Raw genomic sequence first — 17,560 nt, forward strand, 5'->3', positions numbered from 1 at the left:
CCGGTAGCACAAGGCGAACCGTCTCCTGATGTCTTCCGCGAAAACCTCTCGCCCCCTCACCCCCGGTGAGATCGCGCTCGCCCGCAGTGTCTTTGCCGATGACATCGACTACAGGCAGGTCCGCATCCACGCGCGGAACTACGTGTTCTGGCAGGGCGCCGGATACATCATCACGCCAAACGGGCAGATGTACCTCGGCCGAAGGCTGCGTCACTACACAGACTTCAGCGCTGCCGGCATCCAGATCCAGGCGTTCTTCATTCACGAGATGACGCACGTCTGGCAGCACCAGCACGGCGTCAACGTGTTGTGCAAAGGACTTGGCGAGCAGATCCGGCACTTCCTCGGCTTCAACCAGTACCGGTACCGGCTGGAGCCCGGCAAGCCACTCACGGCCTACAAGCTCGAGCAGCAGGGCGACATCATGCGCGACTTGTTCCTCGCGCAACTTGGACAGCCGACGCCGTATGACGCCGCAGCATACGTGGCGATGACAGGCGCACCTGCAAGAGGCCGCTCGATCGGTATCACTCAACTGGACGCCGTTGACTTGGCAAACAATGTGGCAGACCATCCCGGCACGGATGGTGAGTCAGTCCACAAGGATGGAAGTCAGTGATGGGAGTCAGTCATGCCGCGGGTATCGAAAGCGGAAACGGAAAAGAACCGTATAGCCATTGAACAGGCTTCGTCCCAGTTGTTTCGCGAACAAGGATTTCACGGGATCAGCGTAGCCGATCTGATGGGTGCGGCCGGACTGACGCACGGCGGCTTCTACGGCCATTTCGAATCGAAGGATGCGTTGGCCGCCATCGCCTGCGCGCGCGCATTCGAGGAGTCGAACGCGCGCTGGCGCAAACGTGTGGAAGAAGCGCCTGACAAGGCAACCGCGCTCGCGGCGCTGATCGATGGCTATCTGTCCACACGCAACCGCAATGCGCCTGGGAGCGGCTGCCCGGCGGCGGCGCTGGCCAACGATGTCGCGCGCGAGGGCGATGACAAACCGGTTCGCGCGACCTACCACGAAGGGCTCGAAAAACTGCTGGATGTTCTGGCCAGCGTCCAGCCGGGCGGCAACGCCGCCGCCAATCGCGCAAATGCCATCGCGGAGATGGCCACGCTGGTCGGCGCCCTGGTGCTCTCGCGCGCCACGCAGGGCACGCCGTTGTCCAACGAAGTGCTCGCAGCAGCCAAGGGATATTTGCTGGCTCGGGTCAGCAAGGAGTAGGCGCGTTAAACTGGCGGCCTTTCTCCACTTACCGGGCTCCAGAGGAGCCCGTCCCCGAGATGTTGAGCCGCCTGCAGCAATCCCTCATCGCCGTCGTTGCCGTGGTCGTCCTCGGCCTGTTGTGGTTCGTTGGCAATGACAAGGGGGACGTCGTACCGGTTGAAACCGGCGCCGCGCCATCATCCCAGCCAGCCAGCATCCCGCGCGGCATCCCACGTAATGGCACGCTCGACCCGATCAGCATCGATCCCGAGCGTCCCGCCGACGTCCTGCCCCAGTACCAGGCCGATGGCCTGTTTGCCGACTATCGCGACAATGCCGGCGAGGCCGACGACCGCTATCGCGGCAAGTACTTCATCGTCGAAGGCGTGGCCAGCGGCATCCGGCGCGACGACGGCAACAACGTGTTCCTGGAAATCCGCACCAGCAACCCGGGTGAACTGGTCCGGGCAAACCTGCTGCGCCGGCAGATCTGTGGCCCGGCAGGCAGGGTCTGCGAGGTCGAGGCGCGCGCCACCATGGTCCGGCGTGGCCAGAAGGTGGCCGTCGAATGCACGGGCGCCGGGCAAGGCGAGGGCGGCGTGCCGCTGCTGAATGACTGCCTGATTCGCGGCGGCGCCAATTAAATCGCCGTCCGGCGCGGTGCCGTGCGCGGCACGCGGGAGATTTGCGGCATCAGTGCCCCGTTGTTCAGTGATTTGACCCTGTGCCCGCGCGTCTACAGTACGCAGGCATGGTGCCGCCAATGTGCCCCTCATCTGGATCCGGGCGGCCGGCGCCCGCGCCGACGCGACTCAGGACACACGATGAAAAGAGCAACGATTGCCGCCACGCTGGCCCTGCTGGCCAGCGGCTGTTCCACCTATCAAGCCGTCACACCGGTTGACCAGGGCCAGGCTGACCCGATCGCCAGCTTCCAGCCCGGCCCCTATGGCGGACCGGCGCAGTTCCGCGTCAACGGCAATCACGTGGTAGGTGCCGATGGCGCGCTGTTCTGCATCATCCCCAATCAGGTGAACGGCAATGCCTATGTGGAGAACTTCGCGGACGCACTGCGCGCGCGCAATTTCGAAGTGAAGGTCCTGCAGCCGTATTCGTCGGTGGCAGCGTGCCCGATGACCGCCACGTACACGGCCCAGCGCCAGACATTCGTAACGCCGTTCCTGGTCTCGGTCGACATCACGGTATTCCGCAACGGAGAGCGTGCCGGCAAGGCCATCTACAACGCCAATCGCAGCGCGGGCGGCATCAATCTGAGCCATCTGATCCAGCCGGACGCCAAGATCGACGAACTGGTCGACCAGCTGTTCCCGGGCCTGAAGCCCCAACCGGTGCCTGCCCAGGCAGCACCGGCGCCTACCCCGGGTTCGCAGCCAGGCTCCGGTGGCGTAGCGCCCGCCGCCTGAGCGAGCGGCATTCAGGCCTAAGAAAAGCGGGGCCGGGGAACGCCTCTTGAGGGGGCATCTTGCCGGCTCGCCGCATGAAGATCGTGGGTTTCTGGCGCGTGGATGCTCCAGTGCTCCAGTGCTCAGGCTTCCAGCCGTCCCAGGCGCACCACGGTCACCCCGGGCCGCAACTGGCGCAGCGAGGGCATCACCAGCACGCAATTGGGATACGGCGTGACCACCTCGGCACCGCCGTTCCAGCCGATCACGGTTCCGGCATCGGCAAAGGTCTCCAGCCCCGTGTACGGGCCGGCAAAGCGGAAATCCATGCTGGTCGCCACCACGGGCTCGGTCACGCGAATCACGCGCTGCGCGGCCGGCAGCGGGCGCAGCCAGCCCGCGGGCAGATCGGCTTCCTCAACGATGCCGGCGCTGAGCAGGAAGCGCGCCGTGCTGTCACGCGCGACATCCACCGCCGAGGTCTCCCAATGCTGGCCACATTCGATCAGCAGCGCATTTCGCGGGCTGGCCGGATCGCCAAAGTCCGCGTAATCGCGCATCCGGCGGCCTTCAGGATGGCCTTCATCGACGATGATGTCGGCCGGGGCGCCAATGGCACGCGACAACGCAATGCCCTTGTCGAGTGGACCGGACACGATCAGCGGCCGGCTCTTCTCGTGCATCGAGTGCAGGTCAAGCAGCAGGTCCACCGTATCGATCACCGGACGCATCGCGCGCGCCCGGCGCAGTTCGGACGAATCGCGCGACAGGTCGTCGAGCACCGCCGAAGTCCAGACCCGGTTGAAGTCCTGATCGACGAAGCGCGACGCATCGGGCTTCGCCGCATCGAAGCGCGCGTAGGCGTCGACATTGGCGAACGACAGCGTGAGCCTGCCGCGTCGCGGCCGCAGCCCATGGTCGAGCAGCCCGGCCACCGTGATCGCGCCGCACACCTCGTTACCGTGCGTCAGTGCATTAATCATCACGTGCGGCCCGGGCAGGCCGCTGTCGAACGTATGGAGGTAGGCGATGCCGGTGTTGCTCTCGGCATACGGGCCAATATCGGGAAATTCGACTTCGACGGGGTAGGCGTCGAAGGCGGGAGCGGTCTGCGTCATCGGGACTTCCTCAGGAGTTACTCGCGAATATCGGCCGCCTGCACGATCGTGCGATAGCGGCTGGTTTCGCGCTTGACGAAGCTCGCGAACTGGGCCGGATTGGCCGGCGCCACTTCCACGCCGGCCTCGGCCAGCTTCTTGCGAACTTCGGGCATGGCCAGTACGGCCTGCATTTCATTATTCAGGCGATCAATAACAGGGCGGGGAGTAGACGTTGGTGCCATCAATCCGAACCATACTCCCATGTCGACGCCCTTGAGCGCCGGGGTCTCGGCCAGCGCCGGCACGTTCGGCGCCACGCTGGCGCGCTTGGCTTCGGTGACACCATAGGCCCGAATGCGGCCCGCCTGGATGTGCGGCAGCGCCGAGGACAGCACCATCACGGCCAGGTCGATCTGACCGCCGAGCAGGTCGGTGGACATCGCCGAGGCCCCCTTGTACGGCACATGGGTGATGTTGACCTTGCCCTGCTGCTTGATCAGTTCGCCGGCCAGGTTCAGCGGCGTGCCGACGCCGGAAGACGCATAGGACAGCTTGCCCGGCTGCGCCTTGGCCAGCGCCATCAATTCGCCAGCGTCCTTGGCCGGCAGTTGCAGCTTGCCGACCAGCACCATCGGCTGCGTGCCGACGAACGTGATCGGCGCCAGGTCCTTCTCGCCGTCATAGCGCACGGCCGGGTTGGTCAGGCGGGCGATCGACACCTCGCTGCCCGAGCCCATCAGCAGGGTGTAGCCGTCGGGATCGGCCTTGACCACTTTCTGCGCGCCGATCGTGCCGCCAGCGCCGCCGAGGTTCTCGATCACCACGCTCTGCCCCAGACGCTTGCCCAGTTCCGGCGCCACGGTACGCGCAACCAGATCGACGCTGCCGCCCGCGGTATAGCCCACCACCAGCGTGATCGGCTTGGTCGGGTAGTTGCCGGCCGCGCTTGCGGCGAATGCACAACAGGCGAGGGAGGCGGCAACGGCCGCGCGCAGCAGGGTCTTCATGATTTCTCCGGGCAGTTCTAGGAATGTTGTCCGGCGATGGTAGAGAGACGCGCAGCGGGAAACATGCGGCTTTGGCAATGTGGATTGCCAATTTGGCAATGGCTGCCTGACTCCCCGCTCCGCACGACGGGTGTATAGACCGGGAGAAGGGACGAACCAGTGCTCAGGCGGCCGCCGCGGCCCGCCAGAACGCCTCGGCCAACGGGCGCATTTGCGCGCGCGGGCGGTACAGGCGGATATCGAGCGCGAGGTCGACGGAGTCGCCGCCCTGAAGATCGGCACGTACCAGGCGTCCCGAATGAAGATCATCGGCAATCAGACGCGCCGGCAGCCAGGCCAGCCCCATCTTCTGCCGCACCATCTCGTGTACCGACTCGGCGAAGTCACTGACGGCGATCACGTCGAGCCAACTTGCCAGCTTGCGGCGGGCAATCTCCTGATTGACCATGCGGCCCATCGTCAGCGTCTCCGCATAGGCAATCATCGGCACCGGCGCGGGGCGGGTGCCCGACTTCGGTCGTTGCAGCCGGAAGGCGGGACCACCACGCGCATCGGCGGCCGCCACGCAGACCATGCGCTCGACACCCACGGGATGGAACACATAGCGCGCGTCGTCCAGCATCACAGGCATATCGTGCGGACTGTAGCAAAGCAGAAAGTCAGCATCGCCCTCGGTGAACATGGCCAGCGCATCGTGCGTGGCATGGGTCGATAGCCGTGTGCGGAAGCCGGCGCCGGCAGGGTCGTCGCGCAGTGCCTCGCGCAGGCCGGCCAGCCATGCTGGCACCATCGAACGCGCGAGCGTCTTGCCGGTGGCGATGGTCAGCGTGCTGGCGTCCGCGCGATGCGCCGCCCGCAGCGACAGGCGTGCGTCCTCCAGCGTGCGCAGCGCCGTCTGCGCGGCCTCCAGGAACTGGCGGCCCTCGGCGGTCAGCCGCACCGGAAACGTGCTGCGATCGATCAGTGGCGCGCCGGCCCAGACTTCGAGCGCCTGCATCCGCCGGCCAAATGCGGGCGGCGTGACGTTGCGCAACTCGGCGGCACGCGCGAGACTCCCGGCCTGGGCCAGGCAGACGAAATCTTCGAGCCAACGGATATGCATGGGGACGGCGGGAGGTGATGCCGCATTGTAACGTCGCCGACTCAGTTAGAATTTTCGCCATGGTTTCGATCAAGCGCGGCGCCACGCCCACTCCTTCCAGTCCTACCGATTCCGACTCAGCGCAGACGGGCGGCAAGACTTTTCCCGAATACACCATCGACGAGCTGGCGCGTGTGGCCGGCACCACCGTCCGCAATATCCGCTCCTATCAGGACCGCGGGCTCATCGACCCACCCGAGCGGCGCGGCCGCGTCGGCATCTACACGCAGGCGCATCTGGGGCGGCTGCGGCTGATCCACCATCTGCTGGCGCGCGGCTACACGCTCGCCAACATCATGGAACTGCTCAAGGCGATCGTGGAAGGCCACGACCTGCGATCGATCCTGGGTCTCGAGACGGCGATCAGCAGCCCCTGGAACAGCGAAGCGCCGCGCCACTACTCGTACCTGGCGCTGGCACGGCTGTTCGGCCGCGCGATCTCGCGCACGGCGCTGGCCAAGGCGATTTCACTGGGATTGCTGGAACCGGATGGCTTCGGCTACCTGGCCCGCAGCCCGCGCGCGCTGGCGGCGGGTGCCGAGATGGCCAAAGCCGGGTTTCCGCTCGAGGACGTGCTCGACATCATCGAGCAGGCGCGCGGCCACTTCCAGGCCGTGTCCGACCGGATCGTCGGCATGGTAGTGCGCGAACTGGACCGCTTCGGCGAAGGCAAGCTGCCACCGCCATCCGAAGTGCCGCGCATCGTGGATGTGCTCTGGCGCATCCGGCCACTCGCGCTGGTGGCGCTGGAGACCGAGATGATGCGGGCGCTCGAAATCTCGGCCAACAAGTATCTCGGGGACCGCGTTGCCGCGATCCTCGAACACCTGCATGAAGAGGGAGGATCGGCGGGCGATTGATGCGCCGGCCGATCTCCCGCACGCCTGCCGCCTGCCGCTTGCCACCTACCGCGTCACGCCACGCTACGGATCGACGGCGCGCGCGTGCTGGCACCCGCGCGAATCGCCGTGTCCTCGATCTCCGAGATCAGCGGCGCGATGCGGCTGAGCTCCGCGCGATTGTCGTCATCCCAAGGATGGAACCCAGGCCGGAAGTAGGCGAACCATTCCGGAATCATCTTGCGCAGCGTGCCCGGCGATCCCCACAGGAAGTTCATCACGCTGCCAAAGCCGAGCAGCTTGTTGCGGCATGACTTGTCCGCCATCACCAGCCTGACGTGGAAAGCGAACACCATGGCCCAGAACGTCACGGTGGTGGTGAGCATCGTGAACGTTCGCACGAAGTAGCGGTACGGGCCGGGCTTCATGACCACGTTCCACACGTCGTAGGCCACGGCCTTGTGCTCGGTTTCTTCCAGCGCGTGCCAGGTCCATACCTGCCGATAGCCTGGCTCCGAATCGCCCATTTGACGCGGATCGGCCAACATGCCGGCAGCCAGCATCGCCGTGTAGTGTTCCAGCGCGATCGTGTGCGCGAGCTGCCATGATTTCGGCAGGATCTTGCGCAGCAGATTGAGCAGGCTGGCCACGCGGTTGTCGAGCTTGCTGGCAGGTAGGCCAACATCATCGAGCAAACGGTTGTAAAGAATGTGCTCGCGTGTGTGCATCGCTTCCTGTCCGATAAAGCCGGCCACGGCCTGCTTGAGTTCTGGATCGGTGATGCGGTCGCGATAGTTGCGCACGCTGTCCATGAAGAAGCGTTCGCCGGCCGGGAAGAAAATCGAAAGCGCGTTGATGAAGTGGGTGACGTGCCGGCCGCGTTGATGCCAATCGCAAATGCGCTCCGGCGGGAGATGGGGATGTACGTCGCGGCGGACAGGCATCATGATGCAAACTCCTTGCTGAATGACGGACGTGCCTCGCGTGCACCGTCCAGAAAAGGCAACAGGTCAGCGGCCACGCGCTGAGGGTCTTCTTCCATTGGGATGTGGCCAAGCCCCGCGTAACGGCGCAGCGTCACGTCGGGAATGCGGGCCGCGAACTCGGCCGCGTGCGCGGGCGGAATCCAGCGGTCGCGATCGCCCCACAGCACCAGCGTGGGCACACGCACGCCGCGCAGGCGTTCGGTATCCAACCCATCGAAATCGAGCTTCGGCACCATGCGGCCTACGGCTTCACGGCTGCCTGCGGCATAGAAGAAATCGACGTAACGACGGAACGTGGCCTCCGGCACGCGCGACGCGTCGCCATAGACATCACGCGTAGCCGCGCGGATGATCGACTCCGGCAACATCCACGGCGCCGACCAGCGCACCACGGCGTGCCGGAACAGGTCGATGTAGATCGGCAGCTTCATCGGGAAGCCTGCGGCATCGACCAGCACCAGCCGGTTCACCAGCGACGGCCGGCGCGCCGCGAGGTCCCATGCGATCAGTCCGCCGAGCGAGTTGCCGATCACCGTTGCACGCGAGATGTTCACCGCAGCCAGGAAGCCGTCGATGAACGCGCGATAGATGTCGACATCCATCGTCATGATGCGACCATGCGCGTCACGCAGCGGACCGGTGAGGCCAAACGGCGCGAGGTCGAGCCGCACCACGCGATAGCGGCGACGCAGCATCGGCATCAACCCCTCCCACGTATGCAGCGACGCGCCGAATCCGTGAATCAGTACCAGCGGCTCGCCCTCCGGCACGCCTTCCTCGGTGTAGTGGACCAGCGTGCCCATCACCGATACCCAGCGGGACGCGGGCAACGCGTGGCGGAGCGCCAGCGTTTCGCGCGACAGGCTGAACAGGCCGATGCGGCCCTGCCCGAACCAGCGCGTGAACGCACCCGGCGGCGACTGCAATGCCGCCTCACGTGAAAGCGCGGCGCGATTCATGCGCGTTCTCCGCGTGCGGGCGCGCCCGCCGTATCGGACAGCAGTCGCTTGCTCTTGCGTCGCGTATCGCGCACCACCAGCGACTGGTACGCGGCAGGCAGGATGCGGGAGAGGGCATCCGCCGCGTAGGCATCCGGGCCGATCAGCACGCGGCGCTTGTTCGCGCGCACACCGTCCAGGATCACGCGCGCGGCCTTGTCTGCCGTGGTAATGAAGAACTTCTCGAACTCCTCGCGGCCCTGCTGCGCGTCGCGCACCAGCAGCCCGTTCACGCTCGACGACACCCGGCTGGCACGCGCAATATTGGTCTTGATGCCGCCTGGATGCACAGTGGTCGCGGACACGCCGCAGTCCATCAGATCGAGTTCCTGACGCAGCGATTCCGTGAATCCGCGCACCGCGTATTTGCTGGCGTTGTACGCGCCCATGCCGGGCTGCGCGAACAGGCCGAAGATGCTCGACGTGTTCACCACATGGCCTTCGCCGCTGGCCTTGAGATGGGGCAGGAATGCCTTCGTGCCATACACCACACCCCAGAAGTTGATGCCGATGATCCATTCGAGATCGTCGTAGGCCATGCCTTCGACCGTGCTCGACAACGCGACGCCGGCATTGTTGAAGATCAGGTTCACGCGGCCATGCGCGCGCGCCACGTCATCCGCCCAGGCATGGACGGCGGCGCGATCCGCGACATCCACGCGATGGCTGGTGATCTGCACCAAGGGCGCCACACAGCGCACTTCAGCCACCGTCTGCGCGAGGCCCGCTTCATTGCAGTCCGATATCGCCACGTGGCAGCCGGACTGCGCGAGCTGGATGGCCAGACAGCGCCCCATGCCCGAGCCAGCGCCGGTGATCGCGGCAACCTTGTTGTGGAAATCCTTCATGCATGTCTCCCGATATCGTTATGGGGTGTTGCGGTGTGGATGAGGGCGCAGGGTTGGGGATGCGCGCGATCGGATCTCAGGCGCGAGCGGTCTCGGCCTCATCGGGTAGCGGCGCGACGCCTTGTTCGCGCATGGGCCAGCGTTCGTAGTCGGCCATGCGGAAGGTCTGCGTCGCGCGCCAGAACTGCCATGTGAAACCTGGCCACAGCGTGGTGTTCTTGCCGCTGCGCGGGTCCATGTACCAGCTCGCGCAGCCGCCTGCCGACCAGATCGTGTGATCCAGCTTCTGCTGGATGCCGCGGTTGAAGCCATCCTGGATCGACGGGCGCACGTCCACGGCCTGCACGCGTTCCTCGCGCATCTGCCGCAGCGCGTCGAGCACGTAGCGCACCTGCGACTCGATCATGAACACCATCGAGCTGTGTCCCAGTCCGGTGTTCGGCCCCATGATCAGGAACAGGTTCGGGAAGCCCGAGACCGTGGTGCCGAGGTACGCCTCCGCGCCATCGCGCCAGGCATCGAGCACGTCACGGCCGTCTCGCCCGATGATCACGCCACGCGGCAGCGGATCGGTGGCGCGGAAGCCCGTGCCCAGGATGATGCAATCGGCCGGCCTGCGGCTGCCGTCGCGCATCACCAGCGCGTCCGGTTCCACATGATCGATGCCCGTGGTCACCACATCGACATTGGCACGTGTGAGCGCTCCGTAGTAGTCATTGGACATCAGCACGCGCTTGCAGCCGATCGTGTAGTCCGGCGTCAGCTTCGCGCGTAGTCCGGGGTCGCGCACTTCCCGCGCGAGGTGGCGCCGCGCCATCCGCTCCACGGCCTTCATCAGCTTCGGATGCATCACGAAGCCCATCACGCGCATTTCCAGCATCCAGTACAGGCCGGCCCGTACCAGCCACTGTGTGAAGGGGAACTGGCGGAACATCCAGCGCTCCAGCGCGGACACGTCGCGGTCCGGCTTGGGCATGATCCACGGCGGCGTGCGCTGGTAGAGGTCGAGGCGATCCACCTGTGGCGCGATCCGCGGCACGAACTGGATCGCGCTGGCGCCAGTGCCAATTACGGCCACGCGCTTGCCCGCCAGCGGATAGTCATGGCGCCACTGCTGGGAGTGGAACGTGGTGCCGGCGAAGGTATCGAGACCGGGAATATCGGGAATGGCAGGGCGGCTGAGCCCGCCCATCCCCGAGACCAGGATCCGCGCGCGCACGCGCCGGCCATCGGCCATTTCCAGCCGCCAGACCCCAGCGGACGCGTCCCAGACGGCCTGCTTCAGTTCATGGCCGAAGCGCAAATGCGAGCTCAGGCCGAACGTCTCGGCGCTGTGTTCAAGGTAGCGGCGAATCTCCGGCTGCGGCGAGAACATGCGCGACCAGCTCGGATTCGGCGCGAACGAGAACGAGTAGAGATGGGATTGCACATCGCACGCGCAACCGGGATAGTGGTTATCGCGCCAGGTGCCGCCGACCGAACCGGCTTTCTCGAAGATCAGGAAATCATCGACGCCAGCTTGTTTGAGACGGATACCCATGGCCAGCCCAGAGAAGCCGCTGCCGATGATGGCGATGTCGCAGGCAGCGTCGTTGGGACGGGTGGGGATGAGACGGTCGGGCAGATCCACGGGTGCATTCATTTGGCGCATTCCGGTGGGTGCGCGGGTGTCGCCTTCGAAGGCGGCGACACGATCACGACACCATTGATTGTGACATTGAACGATGTCATCGTAGGTATCGCTGTGGCATGGGTCAATGCGCTGGTTTGAAGATTTGCTCTATTTTTTGGCAATTTCCAGCGGCTCTTGGCGCACATGAAACAAGGTGCGCGCCGAGGAATCCGCATCGGCGGCGGCAGTCAGTCGCGCGTTTGAAACCTGTCGGGGGGATGAAAAAAAATCCAGCGCTTCGGCAGAATCGCAACGCACCTTGGCCAGTGCGACTCGCACGGCCTGGCAACGACATCGAAAACACAAACGAAGACGGAGACACGATGCCCGTACCCGCCCCACCCGCTGTGGAGAAATCATCACGCCGCCAGTTCCTGAAGGTCGGCGCCGGGTTTTCCGCCGCGATCGCCTGCTCGGCGCTTCTTCCCTCGCTAACGGGCTGTTCGCCCGCCAGCACACCACCGCAGGCCGGCATGGCTTTCCTGCGGCCGGCTGATGTCGCGCTGTTCCGGGCACTGCTGCCAGCGGTAGTCAGCGAGCTGGAATCGGTCGACCCGGCCCAGCGCGAGAAGCGCATCGCCGCCGCCGTGCAGTTCATCGACGGGTCGATCGCGGCAATGGGTCTGAACGGCCGCGCGGAACTCCGCAAGCTGCTCGATCTGCTGGCCAGCACGCCGCTGCGCTGGGCCCTGGCCGGCCTGCGCGCGCCGTGGGACCAGGCCACGCCCGAGCAGGTGCGCGGATTTTTGACGCGCTGGCGCACCAGCCGCTTCGCAACGCTCAATGCGGGCGGCGTGGTGCTGGCCAAGCTGACCAGCGTCGGCTATTTCGTGCTGCCCGATGCGTGGGCCGCCGCCGGCTATCCCGGCCCTAATCCCGCGGTCTATCGCGCCATTCACAGCTGACACCCACCATGGCCATTAACGATATCTACAGCGCCGGCATCGCGTCCGGCTGGAAGGTGCTCGACGCCGCCACGTTCACCGCGCCGCGCACGTTTGAAACGGACGTCGCCATCATCGGCAGCGGCGCAGGCGGTGGCATTGCCGCCGAAATGCTCACCGAGGCGGGATTCAAGGTACTGCTGATCGAGGAAGGGGCACTGCGCACTTCGGACAGCTTCAAGGACATGGATGAAGCGCGCGCGTATCGCGAGCTCTACCAGGAGGCTGCCGCGCGTGCGACGTCCGATGGCGCCATCTCGATCCTGCAGGGGCGCTCCGTGGGCGGCAGCACCACCGTGAACTGGACGTCCAGCTTCCGCACGCCCCCGAAAACGCTGGCCCACTGGGCCACGGAGCACGCCGTAACCGGGCATTCCGAAGCCGAGATGGCACCGTGGTTCGAGAAGATCGAAGCCCGCCTGAACATGGCGCCATGGTCGATGGACCCGAATCCGAACAACACCGTGCTCAAGCGCGGTTGCGAAAAGCTCGGCTGGGAATGGCACGTGATTCCGCGCAACGTGAAAGGCTGCTGGAACTCCGGGTACTGCGGCCTGGGCTGCCCGGTCAACGCCAAGCAATCGATGCTGGTGTCCACGATTCCCAACGCGCTCACGCACGGGGCCACGCTCGTGCATCGGCTGCGCGTACGCGCGATCGACCATGACGGCAAGACCGTGCGCGGCCTCACAGGCGATGCGCTTGGCATCGATGGCTACACGGCCACCGGCGTCACGGTCACCGTCCGCGCAAGACATGTGATCGCGGCGGGTGGCGCCATCAATACGCCCGCGTTGCTGCTGCGCTCGCGCGTGCCGGACCCGCATGGGCGGATCGGCCTGCGCACGTTCATCCATCCGGTGAACCTGACCATTGCCGAGATGCCGGAAAAGATCGATCCGTACTATGGCGCGCCGCAGTCGATCGCGTCCGATTATTTCCAATGGCGCGATGGCGCAACGGGGCCGATGGGCTACAAGCTCGAAGTGCCGCCGATGTTCCCGGGCATCAGCTCGGGCGTTTTCAATGCGCTGGGCGATGACCTGCGGCGTCAGATGGCCGCGTTGCCGCATACCAACGCGATGCTGGCGCTGCTGCGCGACGGCTTCGTGCCGGAGAGCCCCGGCGGGCGCGTGCGCATTGCCGACGACGGCAGTCCCGTGCTGGACTACGACGTGAGCGACTATGTCTGGGACGGCGTGCGCCGCGCCTACCTGAGCATGGCCGAAGCCCAGTTTGCTGCAGGTGCGAAACGGGTACGACCCGCTCATCTCGACGGTCAGGACTACACGAGCTGGACCCAGGCACGCGAAGCCATCGGCCAACTGCCCCTGAAGAAATTCCGCGCGTTGCTCTTCACCGCGCACCTGATGGGTGGCTGCGGCATGAGCGACGATCCAAAGCGGGGCGTGGTGAACAGCGCGGGTCGCCACCACCAGCTCGAGAATCTCTCCGTGTTTGACGGCTCGGTATTTCCAACCAGTATTGGTGCGAACCCTCAGTTGTCAGTATTCGCACTCACGGCGCAGAATGTCTCCGCCCTATCCCGAAGCATCAAGCCGTGATCCAAATCAAGTCCGTCGCAGTCGGGCTTGCAATTTAGAGGATCTATTCGAATATAAGTCTTGTGAAACGGTCGTGGCGCTGGATAGGCTCCCACAACCGTTTCAAGCATCCGTATGCCGTTAGAGCACGGAGCCACAGCGGTCGTGGATTTTTATTTTTATTGCAGGGGTCCACTGCGGTTTCATAGCGAGAGACGCCCCCATGAAGACCGGGAAAACCACGGCAGGAGACACCAAGGCTCGCATTCTTGACGCGACCGAGAAGCTGTTCATCGAGGTAGGCTACGAAGCAACATCGCTCAGACAGGTTACGTCGCGGGCAATCGTCAACCTCGCTGCCGTCAACTATCACTTCCGCAGCAAGGAAATCATGATGCAGTCGGTGCTTGGCCGCCGACTGGATCCCCTCAACACCCGTCGCCTTGCGTTGCTGGACGCCTGCGAGGCACGCTGGCCGGGTGCCGAGATTCGCTGCGAACACGTGATGGGCGCGCTGTTCGTGCCCGCGCTCCAGATGGCGCGCGAGCCCGAGATCGGCGGCCCATCGTTCCTGCGCCTGCTAGGGCGCGTGTATTCGGATACATCCCCGTTCATCCAGTCCTGGCTGATGGGGCACTACGCACCCGTGTTCGGCCGCTTCTTCGAAGCGTTCGCCCACGCGCTGCCGGACGTGCCACGTCAGGAGCTCGGCTGGCGCCTGCATTTCGCCCTCAAGGCGTTGGCAGGCGTGCTGGCCGGCGACGAACTCGGCAACCTGATGCCGGCGTTCACGCAGGGCAGGCGGATGAGCGATGCGCAGGTGCTGGCGCAACTGACGTCGATGGTGGTGGCGGCCCTCAAGGCGCCTTCACCCGCGCCGCAGGAACTCGGTGCGCTGCAGGATGTGTTCGAGATCGGCGAGACGCAGCACGCCGACGAGCAGGCTCACCTCGCGGCGCTGGCCGCCACTGTAGAGGGCGAATCCCACGAGGCCGCGGCAGCCGCCGCAGCCGCGCTGGGACGTGCCAGACGCAGTGCGCGACAAGTGCGCAACGAGGGAGCGACGCGAGCGGCCACCGCCAGCATGGCGGTACGCCGCGAGCACTGCGCGACCTTCCCAAGCAACCCGCTCGACGACTGGATGCGAACCCGCCCCAGGTCCTAGCCGACAAGTGAAGCGGTGGTCCTCACCGGGGCCGCCGCACACCGGCAACGAGCGGCGACGGCATCCGTCGCTATCGATACCGACAACGTGATTCGCCACGCAACTTGCGAGGCGTGACCCGTTGCGCGCCACGCATGGCGCGTCTTCACCCGCCTGCCACGGCAGCCCGCGGGAGGGCCACGTCTTGCCCGCAAAAGGAGACATGCGATGAAACAGCTATACGCGGCAGCCGCCCTCGGCGGCATCCTGGGGATTCTTGCGGCACCGCCCGGAGGCACCACGGCGTACGCCCAGGGCGCATCCGCGCCGGCCACGCAGACCCCGCGCGTCGCCACGCCATACGATGGTCTGCCCACCTCGCAGCAGGCCACGATGCTCTCGAAACAGGTAGCCAGCGGCGAGCTTGCCGCGCAATCCGACGCGCAGGTACTGGCCACGTTCGATGCGCTGCAGCCCGAAGCCATCCTGACGTGGGCACGCGCGGAAATGAATCGCTACCCCGAGTACGAATACTCGATGACGCGCCAGGAACGACTCAACGGTCAATGGCAAGACAAGCCAGCGCGCATGATGATCCGCTACCGCCATATGCCACGCCAGCTCTACGCGAAGTGGCTGCCAAACGGCGCGCAGGCCGGCCAGGAAATCATCTATGACGAGACCCGTCGCAAGGACGAGATGTACGGGCACCTCGGCGGCATCATGGGCTTCACGTCGATCTGGACCGCAATCGACGGCACATTGGCCAAATCCCAGTCGAATCACACCGTGCGCGACCTCGGCTTCCAGTTCGTGCTGTCGATGCTCGAGCGCGATGCGAAGACGCTACGCGCGGCGGGGCTGCCCGAGAAGTACAGCCGCGTCGAAATCGTGCAGGAGCAGGGCGTTCGCATGGTGGCGCTGACATGGGAGTTGCCGGAAGGCGCGCCGAAGTACTACGCGAAGAAAGTGCAACTGATGTTCGATCTCAAGCACCCCTGGCCGCGCGCGGAAACCGCGTGGGACGCGGACGGCAACATGGTCGAGAAGATCGTCTTCGAGAAGGCCCAGAAAAAGACCTTCGACGCATCGACCTTCGATCCCTCGAACAGCGAATACAAGTTCTGAAGATGCCGAATGTGGGCCATCCCGTCCGTTTGAATTGGCGTGCCATGCATGGCAAACGCGGTTTGAACAATGACGGGAGAGGCTTGCGTGACAACGGCACGCCGCGCGGCCACGGTGTTTGGAACGAGCGCTCTATTGCGCTCGACCGCTTGAAACGCGAGATTCCGACGCACCGTGAGCTATCCCGGCAATCGCCGGAGCGCCGGTCATAACGACAAGGAGACAACCATGCAGATGTCGCATGCTCGACACGCATTTTTTGCTGTTGCAGGGGTAAGCCTGACCATGACGCTCGCTGCCTGCGGCGGCGGTGGAGATGGCGATGCCTCCAGTAGCGCAACGCCAGCCGCCGCTGCGCAGCAGTGCGCCACCGTCGGCAACTGTCCCACTTCAGGGGCTACCGAAAACCAGCCCGTGGCCTCGCTGTGCCCAAGCACACTCGATTACGGCACCACGTACACCGGCGGTTCCGGCGCGGGCGAATTCCTGAAAATGCGGTTCGATTCGACCAAGGGCACGTACCAGATCACGATCATCGAATCGGCGGTGCCCAAGGCACCGGGATCGGTATCGCCGACACGCGCGGGCGTCACGCTGACTGGCACGATGACGCATCCGACCCGACCGCTGCCGACTGCGGCGCAGAACAACTGCGCGTATGAACTGAAAACGGTCACCGCATCCGACGGCGCATCGCAGGCCATCATCGACCCCGCCAATCCGCCGATCATCTTCATCGGCAATGGCGTGGCGGGCGGCGGCATTCCTGGCGCGACGATCCAGTATGGCGGCCTGCTGGGGCTCGGCAAGATCCCACAACGCACGTTCCCGATGTACCCGGTGCTGGCATTTGCGCAGACGGAGACCGACTTCAGCAAGGTCGCGGGCACGTACAACCTGCTCGGCTATCACCTGGTACCGTCCGGCGGCAAGTTGACTGGCGCCACGAACTACGCGCCCGCTACTGCCAACACCGTGGAAACGCTCAACGCCGACGGATCATGCGCGCCGGCCAGCGGCGGGTCCTGCCTGTCGACGGGCCAACCCTGGCATTTGCGTGCCGGTAACGATGGCGCGTTCGGCAGTGACAACGATGGCGGGGCGGGCAGCCAGCCTTATCCACACTTCTATGCCAACGCGCTCGCGCCCGCGAACGCACGCGCACGCGGCGTGCTGGTGGTCGGCAAGCTCGAGGGCAAACAGGTACCGCTGCTGGTCCGCGTGGGCTACGCCTACATCAACGGACTGGACATCAGGGTCGACGACGAATCCGGCCTGGCCCTGATGACGCCAACCTCCACGGTCACCCAGGCCAGCATGCAGGGCAGCTACATCGGCTCGGGCAGCGACTTCAAGTACCTGTCTTCGACGGTCCAGAACAACCTCGTTGCGTTGATCGACCCGCAGGACCCGTCGCTCAAGCCGGTCGGCGGATTCCAGATGGACTTCACGCAGGCCACGCGGCCCGGCGTGGTAGCCACTGTCGACAACAGCGGCGTCACGGGATCGGTCGTCACTACTGGCCCCGTGTATGCCCACCTGTTCGGCCCCGCAGCAGATCCAACGTTCCGTGTCAGCGCGCTGGCCAGCCGCTGA

General features: G+C 65.2%; 17 protein-coding genes. 10 read left to right on the forward strand and 7 right to left on the reverse strand.

Annotated features, from left to right (window positions below):
• Positions 1 to 28: 28 nt before the first annotated feature.
• From B2246_RS11175 to B2246_RS11190, 4 genes are all read left to right on the forward strand, one after another.
• Positions 29 to 619, forward strand: a complete 591-nt coding sequence (locus B2246_RS11175) for a hypothetical protein (RefSeq protein ID WP_286882282.1) — start codon at positions 29 to 31, stop codon at positions 617 to 619.
• A gap of 12 nt (positions 620 to 631) precedes the next feature.
• On the forward strand, positions 632 to 1,228 hold the full coding sequence (locus B2246_RS11180) for a TetR/AcrR family transcriptional regulator (protein WP_286882281.1): 597 nt from the start codon (positions 632 to 634) through the stop codon (positions 1,226 to 1,228).
• 59 nt (positions 1,229 to 1,287) lie between these two features.
• Positions 1,288 to 1,854 carry an OB-fold putative lipoprotein gene (locus B2246_RS11185; RefSeq protein WP_008650831.1) on the forward strand — a complete coding sequence of 189 codons (567 nt, stop codon included), beginning with the start codon at positions 1,288 to 1,290 and terminating at the stop codon, positions 1,852 to 1,854.
• Positions 1,855 to 2,034: 180 nt separating this feature from the next.
• Positions 2,035 to 2,634 carry an Sbal_3080 family lipoprotein gene (locus B2246_RS11190; protein WP_008650830.1) on the forward strand — a complete coding sequence of 200 codons (600 nt, stop codon included), beginning with the start codon at positions 2,035 to 2,037 and terminating at the stop codon, positions 2,632 to 2,634.
• A 122-nt stretch (positions 2,635 to 2,756) separates the two neighbouring features.
• On the opposite strand, the gene B2246_RS11195 is transcribed toward B2246_RS11190, so the two are convergent.
• The 3 genes from B2246_RS11195 to B2246_RS11205 form a co-directional block, all read right to left on the reverse strand.
• Positions 2,757 to 3,731 carry a M14 family metallopeptidase gene (locus B2246_RS11195; RefSeq protein ID WP_008650829.1) on the reverse strand — a complete coding sequence of 325 codons (975 nt, stop codon included), beginning with the start codon at positions 3,729 to 3,731 and terminating at the stop codon, positions 2,757 to 2,759.
• Positions 3,732 to 3,748: 17 nt separating this feature from the next.
• A complete protein-coding gene (locus B2246_RS11200) occupies positions 3,749 to 4,720 on the reverse strand; it encodes a Bug family tripartite tricarboxylate transporter substrate binding protein (protein ID WP_008650828.1) in 972 nt (323 codons plus the stop codon).
• A gap of 163 nt (positions 4,721 to 4,883) precedes the next feature.
• Positions 4,884 to 5,822, reverse strand: a complete 939-nt coding sequence (locus tag B2246_RS11205; protein ID WP_186425490.1) for a LysR family transcriptional regulator — start codon at positions 5,820 to 5,822, stop codon at positions 4,884 to 4,886.
• 59 nt (positions 5,823 to 5,881) lie between these two features.
• Here B2246_RS11205 and B2246_RS11210 point away from each other — a divergent pair, with 59 nt between their 5' ends.
• Positions 5,882 to 6,721: a MerR family transcriptional regulator gene (locus B2246_RS11210; RefSeq protein WP_186425489.1), complete on the forward strand. Its 840-nt coding sequence runs from the start codon at positions 5,882 to 5,884 to the stop codon at positions 6,719 to 6,721.
• Between the two features lie 53 nt (positions 6,722 to 6,774).
• Here B2246_RS11210 and B2246_RS11215 read toward each other — a convergent pair whose 3' ends face one another.
• From B2246_RS11215 to B2246_RS11230, 4 genes are all read right to left on the reverse strand, one after another.
• A complete protein-coding gene (locus tag B2246_RS11215) occupies positions 6,775 to 7,647 on the reverse strand; it encodes a metal-dependent hydrolase (protein ID WP_008642812.1) in 873 nt (290 codons plus the stop codon).
• On the reverse strand, positions 7,644 to 8,645 hold the full coding sequence (locus B2246_RS11220) for an alpha/beta fold hydrolase (RefSeq protein WP_286882278.1): 1,002 nt from the start codon (positions 8,643 to 8,645) through the stop codon (positions 7,644 to 7,646). The genes B2246_RS11215 and B2246_RS11220 overlap by 4 nt, the downstream gene beginning before the upstream one ends.
• Complete coding sequence (locus B2246_RS11225; RefSeq protein WP_008642807.1) at positions 8,642 to 9,532, reverse strand: SDR family NAD(P)-dependent oxidoreductase; 891 nt, start codon at positions 9,530 to 9,532, stop codon at positions 8,642 to 8,644. Before B2246_RS11225 ends, B2246_RS11220 begins: the two co-directional genes overlap by 4 nt.
• Before the next feature lie 76 nt (positions 9,533 to 9,608).
• Positions 9,609 to 11,174 (reverse strand): flavin-containing monooxygenase, encoded by a 1,566-nt coding sequence (locus tag B2246_RS11230; RefSeq protein WP_286882277.1) that lies wholly within the window; start codon positions 11,172 to 11,174, stop codon positions 9,609 to 9,611.
• 353 nt (positions 11,175 to 11,527) lie between these two features.
• Here B2246_RS11230 and B2246_RS11235 point away from each other — a divergent pair, with 353 nt between their 5' ends.
• From B2246_RS11235 to B2246_RS11255, 5 genes are all read left to right on the forward strand, one after another.
• Positions 11,528 to 12,109: a hypothetical protein gene (locus B2246_RS11235; RefSeq protein WP_008642802.1), complete on the forward strand. Its 582-nt coding sequence runs from the start codon at positions 11,528 to 11,530 to the stop codon at positions 12,107 to 12,109.
• Positions 12,110 to 12,117: 8 nt separating this feature from the next.
• A complete protein-coding gene (locus B2246_RS11240; RefSeq protein ID WP_286882276.1) occupies positions 12,118 to 13,713 on the forward strand; it encodes a GMC family oxidoreductase in 1,596 nt (531 codons plus the stop codon).
• A gap of 202 nt (positions 13,714 to 13,915) precedes the next feature.
• Entirely contained in the window at positions 13,916 to 14,857 is a 942-nt protein-coding gene (locus B2246_RS11245) for a TetR/AcrR family transcriptional regulator (protein ID WP_035881185.1), read from the forward strand.
• Positions 14,858 to 15,064: 207 nt separating this feature from the next.
• Entirely contained in the window at positions 15,065 to 15,964 is a 900-nt protein-coding gene (locus B2246_RS11250; protein ID WP_035881184.1) for a DUF1571 domain-containing protein, read from the forward strand.
• A gap of 228 nt (positions 15,965 to 16,192) precedes the next feature.
• A complete protein-coding gene (locus tag B2246_RS11255; RefSeq protein WP_286882274.1) occupies positions 16,193 to 17,560 on the forward strand; it encodes a DUF2957 domain-containing protein in 1,368 nt (455 codons plus the stop codon).

This window comes from Cupriavidus sp. UBA2010 (assembly GCF_002335265.1).
GTDB lineage: Bacteria > Pseudomonadota > Gammaproteobacteria > Burkholderiales > Burkholderiaceae > Cupriavidus > Cupriavidus metallidurans.

Bases quoted from the DNA above. Each gene is read 5' to 3' on its own strand.
- B2246_RS11230 (WP_286882277.1), bottom strand. From the start codon at position 11,174: ATGAATGCACCCGTGGATCTGCCCGACCGTCTCATCCCCACCCGTCCC.
- B2246_RS11185 (WP_008650831.1), top strand. From the start codon at position 1,288: ATGTTGAGCCGCCTGCAGCAATCCCTCATCGCCGTCGTTGCCGTGGTC.
- B2246_RS11175 (WP_286882282.1), top strand. From the start codon at position 29: ATGTCTTCCGCGAAAACCTCTCGCCCCCTCACCCCCGGTGAGATCGCG.
- B2246_RS11225 (WP_008642807.1), bottom strand. From the start codon at position 9,532: ATGAAGGATTTCCACAACAAGGTTGCCGCGATCACCGGCGCTGGCTCG.
- B2246_RS11215 (WP_008642812.1), bottom strand. From the start codon at position 7,647: ATGATGCCTGTCCGCCGCGACGTACATCCCCATCTCCCGCCGGAGCGC.
- B2246_RS11205 (WP_186425490.1), bottom strand. From the start codon at position 5,822: ATGCATATCCGTTGGCTCGAAGATTTCGTCTGCCTGGCCCAGGCCGGG.
- B2246_RS11235 (WP_008642802.1), top strand. From the start codon at position 11,528: ATGCCCGTACCCGCCCCACCCGCTGTGGAGAAATCATCACGCCGCCAG.
- B2246_RS11250 (WP_035881184.1), top strand. From the start codon at position 15,065: ATGAAACAGCTATACGCGGCAGCCGCCCTCGGCGGCATCCTGGGGATT.
- B2246_RS11200 (WP_008650828.1), bottom strand. From the start codon at position 4,720: ATGAAGACCCTGCTGCGCGCGGCCGTTGCCGCCTCCCTCGCCTGTTGT.
- B2246_RS11240 (WP_286882276.1), top strand. From the start codon at position 12,118: ATGGCCATTAACGATATCTACAGCGCCGGCATCGCGTCCGGCTGGAAG.
- B2246_RS11190 (WP_008650830.1), top strand. From the start codon at position 2,035: ATGAAAAGAGCAACGATTGCCGCCACGCTGGCCCTGCTGGCCAGCGGC.
- B2246_RS11180 (WP_286882281.1), top strand. From the start codon at position 632: ATGCCGCGGGTATCGAAAGCGGAAACGGAAAAGAACCGTATAGCCATT.
- B2246_RS11255 (WP_286882274.1), top strand. From the start codon at position 16,193: ATGCAGATGTCGCATGCTCGACACGCATTTTTTGCTGTTGCAGGGGTA.
- B2246_RS11220 (WP_286882278.1), bottom strand. From the start codon at position 8,645: ATGAATCGCGCCGCGCTTTCACGTGAGGCGGCATTGCAGTCGCCGCCG.
- B2246_RS11210 (WP_186425489.1), top strand. From the start codon at position 5,882: ATGGTTTCGATCAAGCGCGGCGCCACGCCCACTCCTTCCAGTCCTACC.
- B2246_RS11245 (WP_035881185.1), top strand. From the start codon at position 13,916: ATGAAGACCGGGAAAACCACGGCAGGAGACACCAAGGCTCGCATTCTT.
- B2246_RS11195 (WP_008650829.1), bottom strand. From the start codon at position 3,731: ATGACGCAGACCGCTCCCGCCTTCGACGCCTACCCCGTCGAAGTCGAA.